The organism is Streptomyces sp. NBC_00370 (genome assembly GCF_036084755.1).
Classification (GTDB): Bacteria; Actinomycetota; Actinomycetes; order Streptomycetales; family Streptomycetaceae; genus Streptomyces.
The window spans coordinates 6480674-6500199 of sequence record NZ_CP107968.1 but is presented as its reverse complement, the minus strand read 5'-3'; the positions used below and the strand labels follow the sequence as shown (position 1 = coordinate 6500199).

The following is a 19526-nucleotide window of genomic DNA, read 5'->3' as shown; positions in this document are numbered from 1 at the left end:
CCTGGTCACAGCCGGGGGTCGACCGGCTCCGACTCCAGCGCCAGGACGGCGAACACCGCTTCGTGCACCCGCCACAGCGGCTCCCCCTCGGCGAGCCGGTCCAGGGCCTCAAGACCCAGCGCGTACTCACGCAGCGCCAGCGACCGCTTGTGGCCGAGGAACCTGCCGCGCAGCCGCAGCAGATTCTCCGGGCGGGTGTACTCGGCGCCGTAGATGATCCGCAGGTACTCGCGGCCACGGACCTTGACGCCCGGCTGGACCAGCCGGCCCTTGCCGTCCCGTACCAGCGCCTGGAGCGGTTTGACCACCATGCCCTCACCGCCGCGCTCGGTCATCTCCAGCCACCAGTCGACACCGGAGCGGACCGACTCCTCGTCGCCCGTGTCCACGACCAGCCGCCGGGTGACCTGGAGCAGACCGGTCGGGTCGTGCTCCACGAGCCGGTCGAGCCAGGCCAGCTGCTGGTCGTGGGGCACGGCGGCGAGGCTGCGGCCACGGGCGGCCAGCAGCTGGAACGGCGCGAGGCGCACCCCGTCCAGACCGTCCGTCGCCCAGCAGTAGCGGCGGTACGCCTCGGTGAACGCGGCGGCGTCGGAGGCCCGCTCCCGCTGTGTGGCCAGCAGCGCGCCCGCGTCGACGCCTCGCGCCACCGCCGCTTCGAGCGCGCCGGTCACGGCGGGGAACGCGGCGCCCGCCGCAGCGCCGACCGCCGCGTACTGGGTGCGCAGCAGACCGGTCGCCTTCAGCGACCAGGGCATCAGCTCGGCGTCCAGCAGCAGCCAGTCGGTGTCCAGCTCCGCCCACAGCCCGGCGGCGGTGACGGCGGTGCGCAGCCGGTCCAGCACCTCCTCGGTGACGGCGGGGTCGTCGAAGAAGGGCCGTCCGGTGCGGGTGTGCAGGGCGCCGGTCGGTCCTTCACCGCTCTGGTTGCCGACGCCGAAGCGCTCGGCGGCGGCTGCCGCGTCCCGGCAGACCAGCGCCACGGCGCGCGAGCCCATGTGCTTCTCCTCGCACACGACCTGCGCCACGCCGTCCTCGCGGTACTGCGCGAACGCCTCGGCCGGATGCTCCAGATAGCCCTCCTCGCCGGAGGTGGCCGTCGGCGCCATGGTCGGCGGCAGGTAGGCCAGCAGCCGCGGGTCGATCGCGAAGCGGCTCATCACCTCCAGAGCGGCGGCGGCGTTCTCCTCGCGGACCGAGAGCCGGGCCATGTGCCGGGTCTCCACGATGCGCCGGCCGTGCACGTCGGCGAGGTCGAGCGGCCTGCCCTCCCTGCCTCCCGGCGCCTCGGTGGCCAGCGGCCTGGCCGGCTCGTACCAGACCCGCTCGGCCGGTACGTCGACCAGCTCGCGCTCCGGCCAGCGCAGCGCGGTCATCTTGCCGCCGAAGACCGCGCCGGTGTCGAGGCAGATGGTGTTGTTGATCCAGGAGGTGTTCGGCACGGGTGTGTGTCCGTAGACCACGGCGGCGCGGCCCCGGTAGTCCTCGGCCCACGGGTAGCGCACGGGCAGGCCGAACTCGTCGGTCTCGCCCGTGGTGTCGCCGTACAGGGCGTGCGAGCGGACCCGGCCCGAGGTGCGACCGTGGTACTTCTCGGGCAGCCCGGCATGGCAGACCACCAGCTTGCCGCCGTCCAGGACGTAGTGGCTGACGAGCCCGTCGATGAAGGTCAGCACCTCCTGGCGGAAGGTGTCGTCCTCCTTCCCCAGTTGCTCGACGGTCTCCGCGAGACCGTGGGTGGTCTGCACCTTCCGGCCCTTCAGCCAGCGGCCCAGCTTGTTCTCGTGATTGCCGGGCACGCACAGGGCGTTGCCCGCCGCGACCATGCCCATCACCCGGCGCAGCACACCGGGGCTGTCGGGGCCCCGGTCGACGAGGTCGCCGACGAAGACGGCCGTGCGGCCGTCGGGGTGGACGCCGTCGGCGTAGCCGAGCCTGCCGAGCAGGGTCTCCAGCTCGGAGTGGCAGCCGTGGACGTCGCCGATGATGTCGAAGGGGCCGGTGAGGTGGGTGAGGTCGTTGTAGCGGCGTTCGAGGGTGACCCGGGCTGCGGACACCTCCTCCTCGCTGCGCAGGATGTGCACCTTGCGGAAGCCCTCGCGCTCCAGACCGCGCAGCGAGCGGCGCAGCTCGCTGCGGTGCCGCCTGATCACATGGCGGGGCATGGTGGCGCGGTCGGGGCGGGTGGCGTTGCGCGCGGCGCAGACGTCCTCGGGCAGGTCGAGGACGATCGCGATGGGCAGCACGTCGTACTCGCGGGCGAGCTTCACGAGCTGTCTGCGGCTCTCGGCCTGGACGTTGGTGGCGTCCACGACGGTGAGCCGGCCAGCCGCGAGCCGTTTGCCCGCGATGTAGTGCAGGACGTCGAAGGCGTCGCCGCTCGCGCTCTGGTCGTTCTCGTCGTCGGCGACGAGGCCGCGGCAGAAGTCCGAGGAGATGACCTCGGTGGGCTTGAAGTGGCGTGCGGCGAAGGTGGACTTGCCGGATCCGGTGGCGCCGATGAGGACCACCAGGGACAGGTCGGTCACCGGCAGGACGCGGCCCGCGGTGTTGTCGGTGGCGGTGTTCTGCGTGTTGCTGCTCATGCGGCCTTCGCCTCCTTCAGTGCGGTGAACACGGCCATCTGCGTGGGCGGCCCCACCTCGGGGTCGTCGGGTCCTACGGGAACGAAGTCGACGCCGTATCCGTACCGTTCGGCCGTCTCGGCCGCCCAGCGGCGAAACTCCTCGCGGGTCCACTCGAAGCGGTGGTCGCTGTGGCGTACCGTGCCCGCGGGCAGCGTCTCCCAGCGCACGTTGTACTCGACGTTGGGCGTGGTCACGACCACCGTGCCGGGCCGCGCCGAGCCGAACACCGCGTATTCGAGGGCGGGCAGCCTGGGCAGGTCGAGATGTTCGACGACCTCGCTCAGCACTGCCGCGTCGTAGCCCTTCAGCCGCTTGTCGGTGTAGGTGAGTGAACCCTGCGTCAGGCTGACCCGGCCGGCCTGCCGCTCGCTCATCCGGTCCAGCTTGAGCCGGCGCGCGGCGATGGTGAGCGCCCGCATCGACACGTCCACGCCGGTGATCCGGGTGAACCGCACGTCCTTGAGCAGACCCTGCACCAACTGGCCCTGTCCGCAGCCGAGGTCGAGCACGCTGCTCGCGCCCGCCTCGCGCAGGGCCGTCAGGATCGCCGTACGCCGCTGGTCGGCGAGCGACGGCTCCTTCACCTCGGGCTCGGCCACCTCGGCCACCTCGGCCACCTCGGCCGTCGTCTCCCCGACCTCTGTCGCTTCCCCTTCCGGTTCGGTCTGCGGCTCCTCCACCGCGTTGTCGAGCGCCTCGACGTCGATGTCGTCGGCCTCGGCGAGCCGTACCAGTTCGAGCCGTTCCATGGCCGCCCTGGTCAGACCCCAGCGACGGGCCAGATAGCGGCTGGTGATCAGCTTCTTCTCGGGGTGGTCGGCGAGCCAGCCCTCCCCGGCCCGCAGCAGCTTGTCGACCTCGTCGGGCGCCACCCAGTAGTGCTTGGCGTCGTCGAGGACCGGCAGCAGTACGTACAGCTGGCGCAGCGCGTCGGCGAGGCGCAGCTCACCCTCCAGGACGAGCTGTACGTAGCGGGACTCGCCCCACTCGGTGAACCGCTCGTCCAGTGCCACCGGACGCGCCTCCACCGTGCTCCAGCCGAGCGGTCCGAACAGCTGCCGGACCAGCTCGGCGCCGCCGCGCGCGGGCACGGCGGGTACGTCGATCCGCAGCGGCAGCGGATTGGCCGCGCGCTCGGGCAGCGCCCGGCAGTCACCGCGCAGCGCGCTCTTGAAGACCGTGCTCAGCGCGACGGCCAGCAGGGAGGACGCCGCGTAGGGGCGGTCGTTGACGTATTGCGCGAGAGCGGCGTCGGGCGCGCCGCCCCTGCCCTTGCCCCGGCCGCGCCGGAGCAGCGCCTCGGGATCGACCTCCAGCAGCAGCGCGGCAGTGCAGCGCTCGGCGGTCGCCTCGGGGTAGAGGACATGCGCCGTGCCGTGGGCGGTGGAGAACGTCTGCGCCTTGTCGGGATGCTTGTGCAGCAGGAAGCCGAGGTCGGTCGCCGGACGCTCAGGGGTGCCGGTCGTACTGATCGTCAGGAACACCCGATTGAGTATTGTCTGCCCGGCCCGCCCCGACCACGGGTTTTCACCATGATTCCGGTCCGGTCAGCGCGTCCAGCCCGGCTATCTCCTCGGGTCCGACCCGGCAGCAGCCACCGACCAGCCGCGCCCCCGACGCCTGCCAGGCCCGCACCATCGACGGATCGAACGTGCCCGCCCCACGCCAGCTCCGGGCCGTGGCGTCCCAGCGCTCGCCGCTGTTGGGATACACGACGACGGGTTTGCCCGTCACCGAAGCGGCCAGCGCCACGGCGGCTTCGGTGTCGCCCGGCTCGCAGCAGTTGACTCCCACGGCGATCACCTGCTCCGAACCGGCCGCCAGGGCGAACGCCTCCGCCAGCGGCTGGCCAGCCCTGGTCCGCTCCCCCCCGACGGTGTACGAGAGCCAGACCGGCACCCCGCAGCCCTCGGCCGCGGCGAGCATCGCCCGCGCCTCGTCGGTGTCGGGCACGGTCTCCAGCGCGAGGACGTCGGGGCCGGCTGCGGCCAGCGCCTCGATCCTCGGCCGGTGGAACCGTTCGAGTTCGGCCACGGACAGGCCGTACCGCCCCCGGTACTCGCTGCCGTCGGCCAGCGTCGCGCCGTAAGGACCGACGGACGCGGCCACCCAGATCTCGTCCTCGCCGGTGTCCGCCGCCGCACGGGCCAGCTCGACGCTGCGTCCCAGCAGCCTGTCCGCAGCTTCGCGCGGCACTCCGCGCCGCGCGAAGCTCTCGTACCCGGCCTGATAACTGGAGGTGATCAACACCCGGGCACCCGCCCGCACATACGCCGTGTGGGCCGCCTCGATCTGCCCGGGATCGTCGAGGAGAAGCCGCGCCGACCACAGCTCGTCCGACAGGTCGCAGCCCTGCGCGGCGAGCTGATTGGAAAGGCCACCGTCGAGGAGGACGGTCTCCCGCGCGAGGGCGGCGGCGAGCGTACGGACGGGTTTCACAGCTTCTCCCTCCCTCTTCTTCCTTGTTCTTCCTGTCGCGCTTCTTGCTGTCCCGCTTCTGGCTCCGTCCCGCTTGCTCAGCCGAGCTGGGACTGGACCTGCGCCGAGATCAGCTCCACATGGTCGAGGTCGTCCAGATCCATGACCTGGAGATACATCCGCTGGGAGCCGACTGCCGCGTACTGCCCGATCTTGTCGACCACTTCGGCCGGCGTGCCCGCGAGCCCGTTCGCCTTCAGTTCCTCCACTTCCCTTCCCAGCGTGGCGGCGCGGCGCGCCACCTCGGCGTCGTCCTTGCCCACACAGACGATCAGCGCGTTGGAGTACACGAGATCGTCCCCGGGGCGCCCTTCCTGCTCCAGCGCGGCCCTGACCCGGCCGAACTGCTTCTCGCTGTCCTCGATCGAGCCGAACGGCATGTTGAACTCGTCGGCGTACTGCGCGGTGAGCCGGGGCGTACGGGTCGCGCCGTGGCCGCCGATCAGCACCGGCACCTTGGCCTGGGCCGGCTTGGGCAGCGCGGGCGAGTCGGTCAGCTGGTAGTACGTCCCGTCGTAGCTGAACGTCTCCCCGGTGGGCGTCCCCCACAGGCCCGTCACGATGGCCAGCTGCTCTTCCAGCCGGGCGAACTTCTCCTTGGGGAACGGAATGCCGTACGCCTTGTGCTCCTCCTCGAACCAGCCGGCGCCCAGGCCCAGTTCGATCCGGCCGCCGGACATCTGGTCCACCTGCGCGACCTGGATGGCCAGCACTCCCGGCAGCCGGAACGTGCCCGCCGTCATCAGCGTGCCGAGCCGGATCCGCTTGGTCTCACGGGCCAGACCCGCCAGGGTGATCCACGCGTCGGTGGGGCCCGGCAGCCCGTCGGCGGATCCCATCTTCAGGTAGTGGTCCGAGCGGAAGAAGGCGTCGAAGCCGAGGTCTTCGGTGGCCTTGGCCATCCGCAGCAGTGTCTCGTAGCCGGCCCCCTGCTGGGGCTCGGTGAAAATTCGAAGATCCATGACATCCATCCTGCACCTTCCGACCCGCACCATCGAACAGCGTCAACCTCACGGCGCCCGGGCAGTGACCGGCGGCCCGCGATGATCGTTGGCTCGGGCGGAGCCGGACCGTCCGGCCCACGAGGAGGCCGTCATGTCCCAGGAAGCAACATCCGCCGAGTCCGCGCCGGAGCAGTCGGGCCAGGACGAGGCCCCCAAGGGGCTGCTCCAGCGGATGGAGGAGCTGATGGAGACGCTGACCGCCGATCTCTCCCAGCTGGACGCCGATCTCCAGACGTCGGCGGAACGTCTCGCGGCCGACGCCGCCACTCCCCTGTCTTAGCGGTCCCGCGGTCGTGTCGTAGCTGCCCCGCCGTCGGTCGTAGCGACCCCGCGCGGTACGTCATGGCGCTCCCCCGCCCAGTCTGCGCAGCATCCCGCCGAGCCGGTCCCCGGTCTCGTCCGCCGCGTCGATCGCCTCGATGCACTGCCAGTACAGCCCCTCCTCGTCCGTGGCACACGCGACGGCCACCAAGGCGATCCCCACCTCGCCGAACAGCCCGTCGAGCGCCGTCAGGGCACCCCTCACATCGGCCACCCCGGACAGCTGCGCCGCCCTGATCTCCGCACCGCCGCGCAGCGCCGGGGGACCGACGGCGCCGCCGCCGCGCTCGCCCGCCTCGCCCAGCTCGCGGGCCTCGGCGCGCAGTTCCGCGGGGCCGCCGTACGCCAGCCGGCTGCCGATCGCCTGCGCGAGTGCCTGCGCCTGCCCCGCCTCGGCCAGCACCGCACGCGCGTCGGCGCTGCCGGCCAGCACATTCCTGCTCACCCCGATGAGCCGCTCCGCGTCCATCGCCCACCCCCGATCGTCCGTCCCGTCACCCAGCCCGCCTCGACCCACTACCTAGAGTGAGCGACAGGCGGCCGAAAGGCCAGAGGAATACGGAAATCTGTGGACAGCGGGGCAGTTGTGCGAAACTCACTCACTCCGAAGAGTGACCAGGCCGATGATCAGAGGACGCCTTCGGCGGGAAGCGGTGTTCGTTCCGGTCGATCTTCGCCGAGAGCGCGGCCAGGACGTCGATCCCCAGCACGTCGCAGAACTGCAGCAGATACGCCAGCACGTCGGCGACCTCGTCGGCCACCCGGTGCGCCGACTCCGGTTTCGCCATCACCCGCGCCGACTGCTCGGGCGTCAGCCACTGGAAGATCTCCAGCAGCTCCGACGCCTCCACGCTCAACGCCGCCGCCAGGTTCTTGGGAGTGTGGAACTCCTCCCAGTCCCGAGCGGCGGCGAACGCGACCAGCCGGCTCTGGAGCCCGGCCACATCGAGCTTCGCCGCGGACTCCGTACCGTCCCGAGCGTCCTGCGTCACGTACGCGCCTCTCCTCTGTGCTCTCCGTTGCGGCCACCCTCTCCGCTACGGCCTGGGTGCGGCGACCGCCGCGATGCCTTCGACCTCCGTGCCGACCGGCGCCAGCAGGAAGACGTTCTTGTCGACCCGGTGCATACCGCTGCCGAGGCCGAAAACGACGCCGCTGCTGAAGTCCAGAATCCGCTTGGCCACATCGCTCTCGGCGCTGGTCAGATCCAGCAGGACCGGGATCTGGGCGATGAGATATTCAGCCACTTCGCGCGCGTCGGCGAACACCTGCACCCGCAGCACGACGAAGCGCCGCTGCTCGGCCGCGTACTCCTCGGGCACCGTCCGGTGGTCGACCCGGGACGGCCATTCGTTTCGGCTGCGCAGCGGAACGACCTGGGCCAGGCCCTCCCACTGTTCGTCGGTGACGTCGTACCGGTCCCTGTCGTACCTGCTCACCGAACCACCCCTCCCGTGCCCTGTGTCTGCATCCGCATTCGGCCATCCTCCCGCTCCTCACCCGTTCGGCTCAACAGCGACACGGCTCGGCCGTCGGGGAATACGGGCGCCGCCGCGTGCTCCGCCGCACATCCGGCCCGCGCCCACCCGTCCTGGTTTGCCCGCCCAGGGCGCGGGCACGCGAGCACGGGTTGAAAAAAGGTCGACAGTTAGTCAGGTGGCACTCATGGCCCGAACCGCCCTCGGAGCAGAAACCCCCAAGTCCGACATACCAGGACCACACGGTAAAGCAGTCGGTATTTCGATAGCCGCCGCCGTCGGCGGTTTCCTCTTCGGTTTCGACTCCTCCGTGATCAACGGAGCCGTGGACGCCCTGGGGTCCCACTTCCATCTCGGCTCGTTCCTCTCCGGCTTCGTGGTCTCCATCGCGCTGCTGGGCTGCGCGGTGGGCGCGTGGTACGCGGGACGGCTCGCGGACAGTTGGGGCCGGCGGCGGGTGATGGTGCTGGGCGCCGTCATGTTCGTCATCAGCTCGATTGGTTCGGCCTTCGCCTTCTCCGTGCCCGACCTGATGGTGTGGCGGGTGATCGGCGGTCTCGGTATCGGGATCGCTTCAGTCATCGCACCGGCTTACATCTCGGAAGTGGCACCGGCCAAGGGCCGTGGCGCGCTCGGATCGCTGCAACAACTGGCCATCACCATCGGACAGTTGGTGGTGCTCAGCTCCAACAAGGGCATCGCGGGTGCGGCGGGCGGCGCTTCGCAGGAGCTGTGGTTCGGCATGCAGGCCTGGCGCTGGATGTTCCTGGTCGGTGTGATTCCGGCCGTCGTGTACGGCGTACTGGCCATGATGATCCCCGAGTCACCGCGCTATCTGGTGCTCAAGGGCCAGAACGACAAGGCCGCCGAGGTGCTGGCACGGGTCTCGGGCGAGGCCGATCCGCACGACCGGGTCGAGCAGATCAAGAACACACTGCAGAAGGAACGCAACAGCAGCTTCGCCGACATCAGGGGGACCAGGTTCGGGCTGCATCCGCTGGTGTGGGTCGGCATCATCATGGCCGCCTTCCAGCAACTCGTCGGCATCAACGCGATCTTCTACTACTCCACCACCCTGTGGAAGTCGGTCGGTTTCAGCGAGTCCAGCTCGTTCACCACGTCCGTGATCACCGCCGGGATCAATGTGGTGATGACGGTGGTCGCGATGCTGTTCGTGGACCGGGTGGGCCGCCGCCGGCTCCTCACCATCGGTTCGATCGGTATGTTCCTCGCGCTCCTGCTGACCGCCATCGCCTTCTCCCAGCAGCACGGCACCGGCGACAACGTCGCACTGCCCAGCCCGTACGGCCCGCTCGCGCTGGTCGGCGCCAACGCCTTCGTGGTGTTCTTCGCGCTCTCCTGGGGTCCGGTGCTGTGGATCATGCTCGCCGAGATGTTCCCGAACCGGATGCGGGCGATGGCGCTGGCGATCGGTACCGCGTCCAACTGGATCTTCAACTTCATCGTCACCTTCGCCTTCGAGCCGATGACCAAGCACGTCGGACTCTCCTGGCTCTACGGCACGTTCGCCTTCTTCGCCCTCGCGTCGTTCTTCTTCGTGCTGCGCAAGGTGCCCGAGACGAAGCAGCAGGAGCTGGAGTCGATGACGGGCGACACGTACCACCGGCCGGACGCCACTCCGCGCACCGCGGTCTGACCCCGTCCTCCTCGGCTTCCGCAGCTGTGAGCTGCCGCTTACGGACGGTGTACCGGCAACAAGGCGGCCCCTTTTACGCCGTCTTGTTGCCTCATATCTCCGCATCAGCCGACGGAACATCCAGGTAACAAGATCGTCTCGCCGTTTTCACCGGCCCTGCATACGTTGCGAATCGCACAGCCCTCGCCATCGTTCGACAACGACGGCGAGGGCATTGGTTCGCTCACGAGTAAGGCCCTCCCTTGTCTCAACTCACCAGACGTGCGAGACGTATCGCCACAGTGTTGGCACTGACATGCCTGCCCCTCACGCTGATCCAGGGGACCGCGACCGCCGCCCCCTCCCCCAAGCCGACCGCCCGCCAGCAGGGGTCCGTCGACCGCGTCGCCGGCGGATTCCGGGTCACCCTCGATCTCGACAAGCCGCTTCCCGTCACGGCCGGAGCACCGACGCTCTCGGCGGACGGCAAGAACCTCGGACCGGCGACTGAGTCCGCGGACGGCACATCGCTCTCCCTGGTGACCACCGACTCCTCGGTCGCCGCCGCCAGTTCCGTCACCACCGACGCCTTCGGGTCGCCGTCGAGCAGCGCTCCGGCGACACCGGCCCCCAAGACTCCCGCCGCACCGGCGGCGCCCACGATCACCCCGCAGACCCTCCGGGCCGATCCTTCGAAGCTCGGCAGCCACCATGTCTCCGAGGCCGTCTACGACTTCGGCGACCAGGCGCTGCCGCTGCTCAACATCGGCGGCACGCGCGGTGAGTTCGAGGGCAAGATCTATCTGCCGGACGGCCGGGGCAAGAAGCCCGTCGTCATCTTCGAGCACGGCCGGCACAGCTCCTGCTACGGCACCGGCAGGGCCAACCCGGCGGGCTGGCCCTGCCGTACGTCGCCGGACAGCACGGAGGACCGGGCCCCCATACCCAGCTTCCTGGGGTACGAGGCGCCGGCCCGCGCGCTCGCGAGCAACGGCTACGTCGTGGTCTCCGTGTCCGCCAACGCGATCAACGCGACGGACAACCAACTCGCCGCCGACTACGGCGCGCAGGCCCGTGGCGAACTCGTCCTCGACACCCTGCGGATGCTGAAGAAGGCCAACGCCGGCGACAAGGCCGTCTACCACGACGCCTTCACCAACAAGGATGTAAGTCTCGGTCAGGCGCTGTCGGGCGACGTGCGGCCGTCCGACCTGGCGGGTCGACTCGACCTGGGCGATGTCGGGATCATGGGGCACTCGCGCGGCGGCGAAGGGGTCGTGGCGGCCTCGACGCTCAACGACGCCCTGCCCCTCTCGCAGCAGTTCGGCATCAAGGCCGTACTGCCGCTGGCGCCGGTCGACTACGACCGTATCTCCCTCCCGAATGTGGCGACGGCGACGGTCCTGCCGTACTGCGACGGGGACGTGGAGAACCTGATGGGCCAGCACATCGTCGACGACTCGCGCCACAACTTCACCGACAACGTGCTCCGTTCGGCCGTGCTGGTGCAGGGCGCCAATCACAACTTCTTCAACACCATCTGGACACCGGGCGGCTGGCCGTCCGGCACCGGCGACGACTGGGCGGCGGCCAGCGGTGCCGACGACCCGGTGTGCGACCCGAAGTCCCCGACCACGACGAGACTCGACCCGGCGGAGCAGGTCCAGGTCGGCACCGCGTACATCGCCGGCTTCTTCCGGCTCACGCTCGGCGCGGAGAAGGAGTTCCAGCCGATGTTCGACGGGTCGGCCGTCACACCGCCGTCGACCCCGTTCGCGAGCATCGCGGTGACCGCGACGCAGCCCGCCAAGTCCCGCACGGACATCAACACGTTCGAGCACACCGACGCCGCGGTACGCGCCTCCGGGGGCGCCAAGGCCGAGGTGTGCGCCGGTATGGGCGGCAAGGGCGGCATGACACTTCCGCAGTCCCTGCCGTACTGCACCACGACCCTCAACGAGGCCGCCGTACCGCACTGGTCACCCGCACAGTGGGCCTGGAACATACCGTCGTCGCCGATGCTGCACATGACGTGGGCTGCGCCGGGCGGGCAGGTACGCGTGACGGTGCCGCGCGGCAACCGCGACCTCCGGCACTACCAGCAGCTCTCCGTGAAGGTGGCCGCCGACGAACTCGTTCCCGCCGGGACGGACTTGACCCTCAGCGTCGTCGACGGCGCGGGCCGCGCCTGGTCGTCGCCGGTCTCCGCGCTCAACCCGGCCGCCGTGACCCGGCTGCCGGGCGTCAGCTCCCCGTGGCTGCGCAAGGTCATCCTGCAACAGGTGACGATCCCGACCTCCTCGCTCAAGCGGATCGATCTGCGGGACGTCCGTGAGGTGCGCTTCACGGCCGCCAGGGGCGCGGACGGCGCGGCGGCCGGCGGTGTCTACCTCTCCGACCTCTCGGCCGAGAACCGCGCCGTTGGCTCCCGGGTCCCCGCCCAGCAGACGACCGTCGACCTGGCTCCGGCCTACGTCGAGGAGGGATCGGGCCCCGGAACGGCCGAGTTGGCCGCCGTACTGTCCCGTCCTTCCCGGCATCCGGTCACCGGTTATGTCAGTGTGTTCGGCTCCACGACCGGCAAGACCGGCGCGGCGATGCAGAAGGTGACCTTCGCCCCCGGCCAGGTCTGTGTGCCGGTACGGGTCCCCACGTACGGCGACACACTGCCGAGCACCACCGGATCCACCGCGTTCAAGGTGTCGGTGACCGACATCGCGGGCGGGGTGATGGGTGACCAGGGGTTCAACACCCTGACGGTACGCGAGGACGACGGAGTCACCGCCGGTACGCAGGCTCCGGAGGCCGGCGTCCCCGGCAGCGCGTGCGCCGAGTACAAGGCGTCGCTGAAGCCCGGCAAGCTGCGCGTCCAGGGTTCCGTCGCGGCGGGCTCGACCGTACGCGTCAGCGCGGACGGCTACCGGCGCGGCGAGAGCGTCGAGTTCACGCTGGGCGCGGCTTCGCTCGGCAGGGCCGTCGCTGACAAGCACGGCGCGGTGTCCTTCACCGTACGGATCCCGGACACGACTCCGAGCGGCAGGACGTCACTGACGGCGCTCGGCGCGGGTTCGCGCCACACGGACACCACGGAGGTGACGGTGCGCAGGGCGCACTGACGCGGCAACCCGTGTGTGGTGCGACAAGTCGGCGGCCCCGGGCGGCACATTCCGCCCGGGCCCGCCGGCTCAGTCGTACGCGTGGCAGCCGTACGCGGGTCAGCCGCGGTCGTGTCAGCCGTCCTCGAACCGGGCGTCAAGTGCGGTGACCACGCTGCGTAGTTCGCGGGCACCTTGCCGCGACATCGATGCCATCACACGGTCGAGGAGAGTGCGTCCTTCGAGCGGATCGCCGCAGCAGTACCAGTCGGTGTCGCCGAACTCGTCGTCGTGCCGGACCTGGCGCCTGGTACGGCGGCCGTACGCCTTCCACCGGCTCAGCGCCGAGGCCGTGTCGCCGGGCAGCAGATAGTTCCTGGTGCGTTCGATGCGCGCGATCTCGGACACCGCCGACGAGGAGAGACGGTCGATCGCGGTCCGCGTGCCCGCGCTTCGCGTGCCCTGTTGTGCGCGCTGCCGGTCCGGGAGTTCGGCCCGGACACGCCCTGGCCGTCTACGCGGCATGGACCTTTCGGTTGGTTGTCATATCCCCATCCTGCCACGGCCCTGCGGGCGGCCGTCAGGTGTTATGCACGTGTGGCCAACTCCCGTGCCTCGCTGCACTATCGTGCTGCTTCGCGACCAGGACGGGGGGTGCTCGGTGACGACGCAGGAGCTCAAGGCCGGTGATCCGCAGGAGATCGGCGGGTACGCGCTGCACGGCAGGCTCGGCGCCGGGGGCATGGGGGAAGTCTTCCTGGGCCGCTCGCGCGGCGGCCGCAAGGTGGCGGTCAAGATCGTACGGCCGCACATCGCCGACCAGCCGGGCTTCCGCGACCGCTTCCGCCGCGAGGTCGAGGCCGCGCAGCGGGTGGGTGGCTTCTGGACCGCTCCGGTGATCGGTGCGGATCCCGACGCCGAGACCCCGTGGGTGGCGAGCCAGTACATTCCCGCCCCCGATCTGGCGACGCTCGTGGCCGACGAAGGCCCGCTTCCCGCAGCGGAGTTACGCAGCCTGGGCGCAGGTCTTTCGGAGGCGCTGGACTCCATCCACCAGGCGGGTCTCGTGCACCGCGACATGAAGCCGTCGAACGTCCTGGTCACCGACGACGGTCCGCGGGTGATCGACTTCGGCATCTCGAAGGCCCTGGAGGGCGCGACCGTACTGACCGGCACCGGCACGGTCATCGGCACACCGGGCTTCATGTCCCCCGAGCAGGCCATCGGCGGGGAGGTCGGCGCCGTGAGCGATGTCTTCTCGCTCGGTTCGGTTCTCGTCTTCGCCGCCACCGGAGCCGGCCCCTTCGGTGAGGGCACCGCCCCGGCGCTGCTGTACCGCGTGGTCCACGACGAGCCGGACCTGTCCCAACTGCCCGCGTCCTTGCGGTCCGTCGTCGCCGCCTGCCTCACCAAGAAGCCGGAGAAGCGCCCGCGTCCCAAGGAAGTGCTGGACCTGCTGGCCCCGGCGGGCGGTGACCACGCGGCCCGGCCTCCGGTACCGGCTCCGCCGCCGTCGCCGACGGTGGTGGACGACGCCGCCGCCCGGCAGAACACCCGCACCCGAACGACGCCCGGACCGCCCGTGTCACCGGCACCGGCGGCACGAGCACCGGCAGCACCGGCACAGGCACAGGCACCGGCGCGGCGGCCGGCGCAGTCGCCGCGTCCGGTCCGGCCTCCCGCCTCCGCCGCCACCCCGACCGGCCGGTCCAGAGCCCGCGCCGGGACCGGTACGGGCGCGGGGGCGGCAGCGCGTACCGGCACAGGTGGGTATGCAGGCGCAGGCGCCATCACGCCTGCGGACTCCGCGTACCGGGCCACGGGAACCAAGCTCCCCACCGGCCGTCTCGTCATGCTCGGCTTCGTCGTCGTCTGCGTCTGCCTGTACTTCATGGGCAACGTCATGACGGTCCTGACCCTGCTGCCCATGCTCCTCATCGCCGCCGTCGTCGTGGCGATCGTGGCCAGGAGGAACCGCCGGGACAACGCCACCTCCGTCCAGGTGGATCCGCAGGGGCTGCACTTCACCTCCGGGAGCGTCGTCTGGTCCCGGAGGTGGGAGGAGCTGAGCTGGGTGACCGTCCAGCATCCGTCGTCCTTCGAGCTGACCGTCGTCATGGGGCTGCCCGAACACGGCAGTGTGCCGAACGTCTTCCGCGAAGGGCCGGGCCCCGCCCGCACCCAACCGGCAGCCGACCGGGCCTGGTTGTCGCTGAGCTTCGTCCTGCCCGCCTGGACGGAAGGTACGTTCGCCGAACTGCACGCCGAGTTGTCGCAGCATGCGCCGGACGTCTATCTCCCGACCCGGCTGCCGTCGTCGTCAGCTGATGAACGCCCCTGGCGTCGCTGAGCGTTGCCCTCGGCTCGATACAAGTCCAGGGTCGAGTCCAGGAACGGGTCCAGGAGGGCGAGCAGTTCGTCAGGGCGGTGCTGCGGGACGATGTGACCGCAGTCCTCGATGACGTGCCCGACGAGATCGTCGGCGAGCGGACGAAGTTGCCCTTCCAGCACCGGACCGACCGGCTGGGCGCCGATCGCCATCGTCGGTACGGTCAACCGGCCCGCTTCAGACGCTTGTTGGATCTGCCGGGCGCTGGTCGGCAGCGCCCGATAGTACGAGAAGGCGCAGCGCAGCGCCTCGCTTCCGGTGTACGCGCGGACGAACGCGTCGCGGACGGCGGGCCGCACGCCCGCACCGAGGGTGCCCGCGTCGAGGAACCAGTCGATGTACTCGGCCTCGTGGCCGACGAGTACGGATTCGGCGAGGCCGGGGACCGCGTGGAACCCGAACCACCACGGCGCGCCGTGCGCGAGGAACGACTCGGCCCCGGGCAGCGTGCCCAACAGCGACTCCATCACGACGAGTTGACGGACGAGGTCCGGTCGGCGCATGGCGAGGAGGAAGGCGGGCGGGGCGCCCGCGTCGATGCCGACCACCGCCGCTGAGGTCTCGCCGAGCGCGCCGAGGAGCGCTTCGGCGTCGGCCGCGAGCGTACCGGCGTCGTACCCGTCCACCGCCCGCGCGCTCGCACCGGCCCCGCGCAGGTCCGGTGCGATCAGCCGGTAGCGGTCGGCGAGCCCGGCCATGACGTCGGTCCACAGCTCCCAGGTGTGCGGGAAGCCGTGCAGCAGCAGGACGGCCGGGCCCTCGCCCGTGACGGCCACGTTGAGATCGATTCCGTTGGCCGTGACCCGGCGCAGTGCGACAGACATACGGGACCGCCTCCTAAGCAGTTACCAATGGTGACAACAAAACGGTAGGTAACTAGACTGGGGATGCCAAGACGGCACTTCTGACTCAGGTGGTGAGCTTCGGGTGACCTCCTCTTCGACCCCTTCGACTCGTTCGACCCCTTCGACCTCCTCGACCCCATCGGCACCGCGCCCGACCCCGTCGGCACCGCGCTCCGCCGACGGGCGCGGTGACCTGTTCGACCCGGGGTGCAAGACCCGTCGGCTGCTCGACAGGATCGGCACGAAGTGGATGTCGATGGCCGTGAAGGTGCTCGCGGAGGCATCCCCCGACGAGGTGCGCTTCGCCGAACTGCAGCGCAGGATGACCGGCGTCTCGCAGAAGATGCTGTCGGTCACCCTCCAGGGGCTGGCCAGGGACGGCCTGGTCGAGCGCCGCGTCGAGGCGTCGGTGCCGCCGCGCGTCTACTACCGCCTCACCCCGCTCGGCCTGTCGCTGGAAGGGCCGCTGGCCGCCGTACGCGCCTGGGCCGAGGAACACATGGCCGAGATCGACCGCGCCAACGAGCGCAGCCGCGAGAGCGCGGACCAACTCTGACCTGCGGACTTACCGCGTACGCAGACGTCGGACGACGTTGCGCCCGGCGACCGGAAACTACCCGGCGGTCCGCACGAACGCTTTGCGGTACGCGGTCGGTGTCGTCCGCATCTCCCTGCCGAAGTGGTGGCGGTAGGTGGCCGCGCTGTCGAAGCCGACGGCTGCGGACACCTCGCCGACCGAGCCCTCGCCCGACTCCAGCAGCGGCAGGCTCGCCGCTACGCGCTGGGCGACGACCCAGCGCATCGGGCTGGTTCCGGTGCGGCGGGTGAAGTGCCGCAGGTAGGAGCGTTCCGACATGCTCGCCGCCCGGGCCAGCATCGGCACGCTCAGCGGGGTGTGCAGACGCTCCAGCGCCCAGGCCATGCTGCACGCGACCCCGTCGCTGTCAGGGCTGACGGGACGGACGGCCGCCTCGATGAACTGCGCCTGGCCGCCCTCGCGATGGGGCGGGACCACGAAGCGCCGGGCCACGGTGTTGGCGACCGCGGCGCCGTGGTCGGACCGTACGAGATAGAGGCAGAGATCGATGCCGGCGGCGCTGCCCGCGCTGGACAGGATGTCGCCGTTGTCGACGTACAGCACGTCGGGATCCACGTCGATCTCCGGATGGCGCTCGGCGAGGGTGCGCGCGTACCGCCAGTGCGTGGTGGCGCGGCGGCCGTCCAGCAGGCCGGTCGCGGCGACGGCGAACGCGCCCGAGCAGATCGACACCAGGCGCGCACCGCGCGAGTGCGCCAGGCGCAGCGCGGCGACCAGCTCAGGGGAGACCTCCCCGCCCACCTCGGCGACGCCCGGCACGATCACCGTGTCCGCCGCCGCCAGCTCCGCGAGGCCGTACTCGGCGCGCAGGGTGACTCCGCCGACGACCCGCAGGTCCCGGCCGGGCTCCTGCGCGCACACCCGCAGGTCGTACCAGGGCTGTTCGCCGAGCTCCGGCCGCGCCAGGCCGAACACCTCGACCACCACGCCCAGCTCGAAGGGCGCCATCCCGTCGAAGGCCAGTACGGCCACTTCGTGTGTCGCGCTCACCCCGCGATGCTAGCGCCGCACGGAAACAAGCGCTTTCCCGATTCCACCGAGCGAACCAGAAGGAACGAGGTGTACCAGTCTTGACTTCCCATATTGGCGCCTAGATGCTGGCCGTTAAGAATAGAAAGCGTTTACCGTGACGATCCGTCACTACCCCCCACACGTCACTGAACCCATCAAGGGGTGACACATGTACCGAAGAATCTTGTCCGGCTTGTGCGGTGCCGCACTGCTCACCGCGGGCGTCCTGGTCGCACAGCCCGGCGGCGCGGCGCCCACGGACATCACCGCCACCGCCCGCACCGCGTCCGTCGCGGCAGCCGCAGGCGCCACCACACCTTTCGTCACGGTCGAAGCGGAATCCGGCACCCTCGGCGGCGGCGCCCGACTCCGTTCCATCAGCCCTGGGGCGCCGAAGCCGACGGCCGCATCGCTGGAGACCGAGGCCTCGGGTTACGCACTGACGGAGCTGAAGGCCAACGGCGATTCGGTGACCATGCCGAACAACACGGGCAAGGCCGCCAACACCCTGGTGGTCCGCGCCTCGATCCCCGACGCCCCGGCGGGCGGCGGTATCGACGCGACGCTGAACCTGTACGTGAACGGGACGTTCCGCCAGGCGATCGCGCTCAGCTCCCGCCAGGCGTGGAACTACCGCGGCGCGACCACCAACCCGGACGACCCGCACGCGGGCGGGGTGCCGTACCGCTTCTACAACGAGTTCCCCGTCCGGGTGACCGGCGCCCCGATCGCCGCGGGCAGCAGCATCAAACTCCAGAAGGACGCGGCCAACACGGCCGCCGTCTACGACGTCGACTCCGTCGACCTGGAGAACGTGGGACCGGCCCTGGCCCAGCCGGCCAACTCGATATCGGTGGTCAGCAACGGCGCGGATCCGAACTTCGGCAAGGATTCGACGGTCGCCATCCAGAACACGGTCAACGCGGCCCGCACCCAGAAGAAGTCGGTGTGGATCCCGCAGGGCAAGTACCTGACGAACAGCCTCGTGTCGAAGCCGCTGGACTTCACCGGCGTGAAGGTACAGGGCGCCGGCATGTGGTACACCACCATCTACCGCAAGGTCCCGCTGCCGGCCAACGCGTGGCGCTCGCAGATCACGGTGGGTTCGGGCACCACACTGACGGACCTTCAGATCGACGCCAACGCCGTCTGGCGGGACATCGGCGGCAGTGGCGGTTCGGACTACGGCGTCAACGCGAGCGGCGCGGGCGGCTGGCAGATCGACCACATCTGGACGCGCCATGTCGACGCCAACTGGCTGTCGGGCAGCAACGGCGTGGTCCAGAACAGCCGGACCGCGGACAGCTACGGCGACGGGTTCAACATCAACAACGGCAACACCCCGAGCCCTGACAAGCTCGGCACCAACATCACGGTCAAGAACAACTTCGCCCGCAACACCGGTGACGACTCCTTCGCGACGTACTCGGACGCCGGCGCCGACGGCAAGAACGGCCAGATCACCGGCGCGAAGATCCTCAACAACACGGCGGTAGCGCCCTGGTGGGCCAACGGCATCCGGGTCGCGGGCGGGAAGAACGTCGAGGTGCGGGACAACCTGGTGAACAGTGTGTCGTCGAACAACGCCCTGGAAGTCAGTGTGTTCGGCGACTCGGGACACCCCCTGGAGTCAGCGACGATCACCGGAAACGTCCTGACCGGCGGCGGCGGCTGGAACGGCCCCCGCCAGGGCGTACACATCGGCTCCCCCGGCCCCACCTCGCTGTTCCCGACCGCCTACACGAACGTCACCATGAGCAACAACATCATCCGCGGCTCCCTCAGCACGGGCCTCATGGTCGACAAGACCCGCGCGAACGTCACACTGACGAACAACACGATCGACCACCCGGCAACCCAGGGAATCCTGATAGCGGCGGGCGTGACCGGCACGGGCAAGTTCACCGCCAACACGGTGCGGAACCTGCTCCCGGGCCAGGTGGCCCAGCGGAACGACTCCCCGAACACCTTCAAGATCACCGGCTGAACGCGCCGGGGTGATGTCCGGATGTCCGGGCAACCGACTCCGGGCATCACCCCGACC

Annotated in this window: 16 protein-coding genes; 6 read left to right on the top strand and 10 right to left on the bottom strand. The window is 70.3% G+C overall.

All coding sequences use genetic code 11. The features are described from left to right. Positions 1–5: 5 nt before the first annotated feature. From OHS57_RS29045 to OHS57_RS29030, 4 genes are all read right to left on the bottom strand, one after another. A complete protein-coding gene (locus OHS57_RS29045; protein WP_328583789.1) occupies positions 6–2585 on the bottom strand; it encodes a polynucleotide kinase-phosphatase in 2580 nt (859 codons plus the stop codon). Further along, on the bottom strand, positions 2582–4111 hold the full coding sequence (locus OHS57_RS29040) for a 3' terminal RNA ribose 2'-O-methyltransferase Hen1 (RefSeq protein WP_328583788.1): 1530 nt from the start codon (positions 4109–4111) through the stop codon (positions 2582–2584). Before OHS57_RS29040 ends, OHS57_RS29045 begins: the two co-directional genes overlap by 4 nt. A 43-nt stretch (positions 4112–4154) precedes the next feature. Continuing rightward, the gene (mmuM, locus tag OHS57_RS29035) at positions 4155–5066 is read right to left on the bottom strand and encodes a homocysteine S-methyltransferase (protein ID WP_328583787.1); all 912 of its coding nucleotides are present in this window, start codon (positions 5064–5066) and stop codon (positions 4155–4157) included. Between the two features lie 77 nt (positions 5067–5143). Next, positions 5144–6067: an LLM class F420-dependent oxidoreductase gene (locus OHS57_RS29030; protein WP_041983207.1), complete on the bottom strand. Its 924-nt coding sequence runs from the start codon at positions 6065–6067 to the stop codon at positions 5144–5146. Positions 6068–6200: 133 nt separating this feature from the next. Here OHS57_RS29030 and OHS57_RS29025 point away from each other — a divergent pair, with 133 nt between their 5' ends. Beyond that, entirely contained in the window at positions 6201–6389 is a 189-nt protein-coding gene (locus OHS57_RS29025; protein WP_328583786.1) for a hypothetical protein, read from the top strand. A 60-nt stretch (positions 6390–6449) separates the two neighbouring features. Here the strand turns inward: OHS57_RS29025 and OHS57_RS29020 are convergent, their stop codons facing one another. From OHS57_RS29020 to OHS57_RS29010, 3 genes are all read right to left on the bottom strand, one after another. Beyond that, positions 6450–6899 (bottom strand): DUF6099 family protein, encoded by a 450-nt coding sequence (locus OHS57_RS29020; protein ID WP_328583785.1) that lies wholly within the window; start codon positions 6897–6899, stop codon positions 6450–6452. 130 nt (positions 6900–7029) lie between these two features. Beyond that, positions 7030–7422 carry a nucleotide pyrophosphohydrolase gene (locus OHS57_RS29015; protein ID WP_041983210.1) on the bottom strand — a complete coding sequence of 131 codons (393 nt, stop codon included), beginning with the start codon at positions 7420–7422 and terminating at the stop codon, positions 7030–7032. 45 nt (positions 7423–7467) lie between these two features. Continuing rightward, on the bottom strand, positions 7468–7869 hold the full coding sequence (locus OHS57_RS29010; protein WP_041983212.1) for a cell division protein SepF: 402 nt from the start codon (positions 7867–7869) through the stop codon (positions 7468–7470). Positions 7870–8095: 226 nt separating this feature from the next. Here OHS57_RS29010 and OHS57_RS29005 point away from each other — a divergent pair, with 226 nt between their 5' ends. Both OHS57_RS29005 and OHS57_RS29000 read left to right on the top strand, forming a co-directional pair. Continuing rightward, positions 8096–9565, top strand: a complete 1470-nt coding sequence (locus OHS57_RS29005) for a sugar porter family MFS transporter (protein ID WP_041983215.1) — start codon at positions 8096–8098, stop codon at positions 9563–9565. 284 nt (positions 9566–9849) lie between these two features. Further along, a complete protein-coding gene (locus OHS57_RS29000; protein WP_328583784.1) occupies positions 9850–12660 on the top strand; it encodes a hypothetical protein in 2811 nt (936 codons plus the stop codon). Positions 12661–12774: 114 nt separating this feature from the next. Here OHS57_RS29000 and OHS57_RS28995 read toward each other — a convergent pair whose 3' ends face one another. Next, a complete protein-coding gene (locus OHS57_RS28995) occupies positions 12775–13164 on the bottom strand; it encodes a hypothetical protein (protein ID WP_328583783.1) in 390 nt (129 codons plus the stop codon). Between the two features lie 136 nt (positions 13165–13300). Here OHS57_RS28995 and OHS57_RS28990 point away from each other — a divergent pair, with 136 nt between their 5' ends. Beyond that, a complete protein-coding gene (locus OHS57_RS28990) occupies positions 13301–14989 on the top strand; it encodes a serine/threonine-protein kinase (protein WP_328583782.1) in 1689 nt (562 codons plus the stop codon). Here OHS57_RS28990 and OHS57_RS28985 read toward each other — a convergent pair. Continuing rightward, positions 14932–15852 carry an alpha/beta fold hydrolase gene (locus OHS57_RS28985; protein ID WP_328583781.1) on the bottom strand — a complete coding sequence of 307 codons (921 nt, stop codon included), beginning with the start codon at positions 15850–15852 and terminating at the stop codon, positions 14932–14934. The two genes, OHS57_RS28990 and OHS57_RS28985, sit on opposite strands and share 58 nt — an antisense overlap. Before the next feature lie 214 nt (positions 15853–16066). On the opposite strand from OHS57_RS28985, the gene OHS57_RS28980 reads away from it, so the two are divergent. Next, positions 16067–16429, top strand: a complete 363-nt coding sequence (locus OHS57_RS28980) for a winged helix-turn-helix transcriptional regulator (protein ID WP_328585193.1) — start codon at positions 16067–16069, stop codon at positions 16427–16429. A 57-nt stretch (positions 16430–16486) separates the two neighbouring features. On the opposite strand, the gene OHS57_RS28975 is transcribed toward OHS57_RS28980, so the two are convergent. Continuing rightward, positions 16487–17461, bottom strand: coding sequence for a helix-turn-helix domain-containing protein (locus OHS57_RS28975; RefSeq protein ID WP_328583780.1), 975 nt, complete (start codon positions 17459–17461; stop codon positions 16487–16489). Positions 17462–17651: 190 nt separating this feature from the next. Here OHS57_RS28975 and OHS57_RS28970 point away from each other — a divergent pair, with 190 nt between their 5' ends. After that, positions 17652–19469, top strand: a complete 1818-nt coding sequence (locus tag OHS57_RS28970) for a right-handed parallel beta-helix repeat-containing protein (RefSeq protein WP_328583779.1) — start codon at positions 17652–17654, stop codon at positions 19467–19469. The last annotated feature ends 57 nt before the right edge of the window (positions 19470–19526 follow it).

Excerpts from the sequence above, each read along its gene's own strand:
- OHS57_RS29045 (WP_328583789.1), bottom strand. The coding sequence starts at position 2,585 with ATGAGCAGCAACACGCAGAACACCGCCACCGACAACACCGCGGGCCGC.
- OHS57_RS29030 (WP_041983207.1), bottom strand. The coding sequence starts at position 6,067 with ATGGATCTTCGAATTTTCACCGAGCCCCAGCAGGGGGCCGGCTACGAG.
- OHS57_RS29025 (WP_328583786.1), top strand. The coding sequence starts at position 6,201 with ATGTCCCAGGAAGCAACATCCGCCGAGTCCGCGCCGGAGCAGTCGGGC.
- OHS57_RS29020 (WP_328583785.1), bottom strand. The coding sequence starts at position 6,899 with ATGGACGCGGAGCGGCTCATCGGGGTGAGCAGGAATGTGCTGGCCGGC.
- OHS57_RS29005 (WP_041983215.1), top strand. The coding sequence starts at position 8,096 with ATGGCCCGAACCGCCCTCGGAGCAGAAACCCCCAAGTCCGACATACCA.
- OHS57_RS28995 (WP_328583783.1), bottom strand. The coding sequence starts at position 13,164 with ATGCCGCGTAGACGGCCAGGGCGTGTCCGGGCCGAACTCCCGGACCGG.
- OHS57_RS28985 (WP_328583781.1), bottom strand. The coding sequence starts at position 15,852 with ATGTCTGTCGCACTGCGCCGGGTCACGGCCAACGGAATCGATCTCAAC.
- OHS57_RS28970 (WP_328583779.1), top strand. The coding sequence starts at position 17,652 with ATGTACCGAAGAATCTTGTCCGGCTTGTGCGGTGCCGCACTGCTCACC.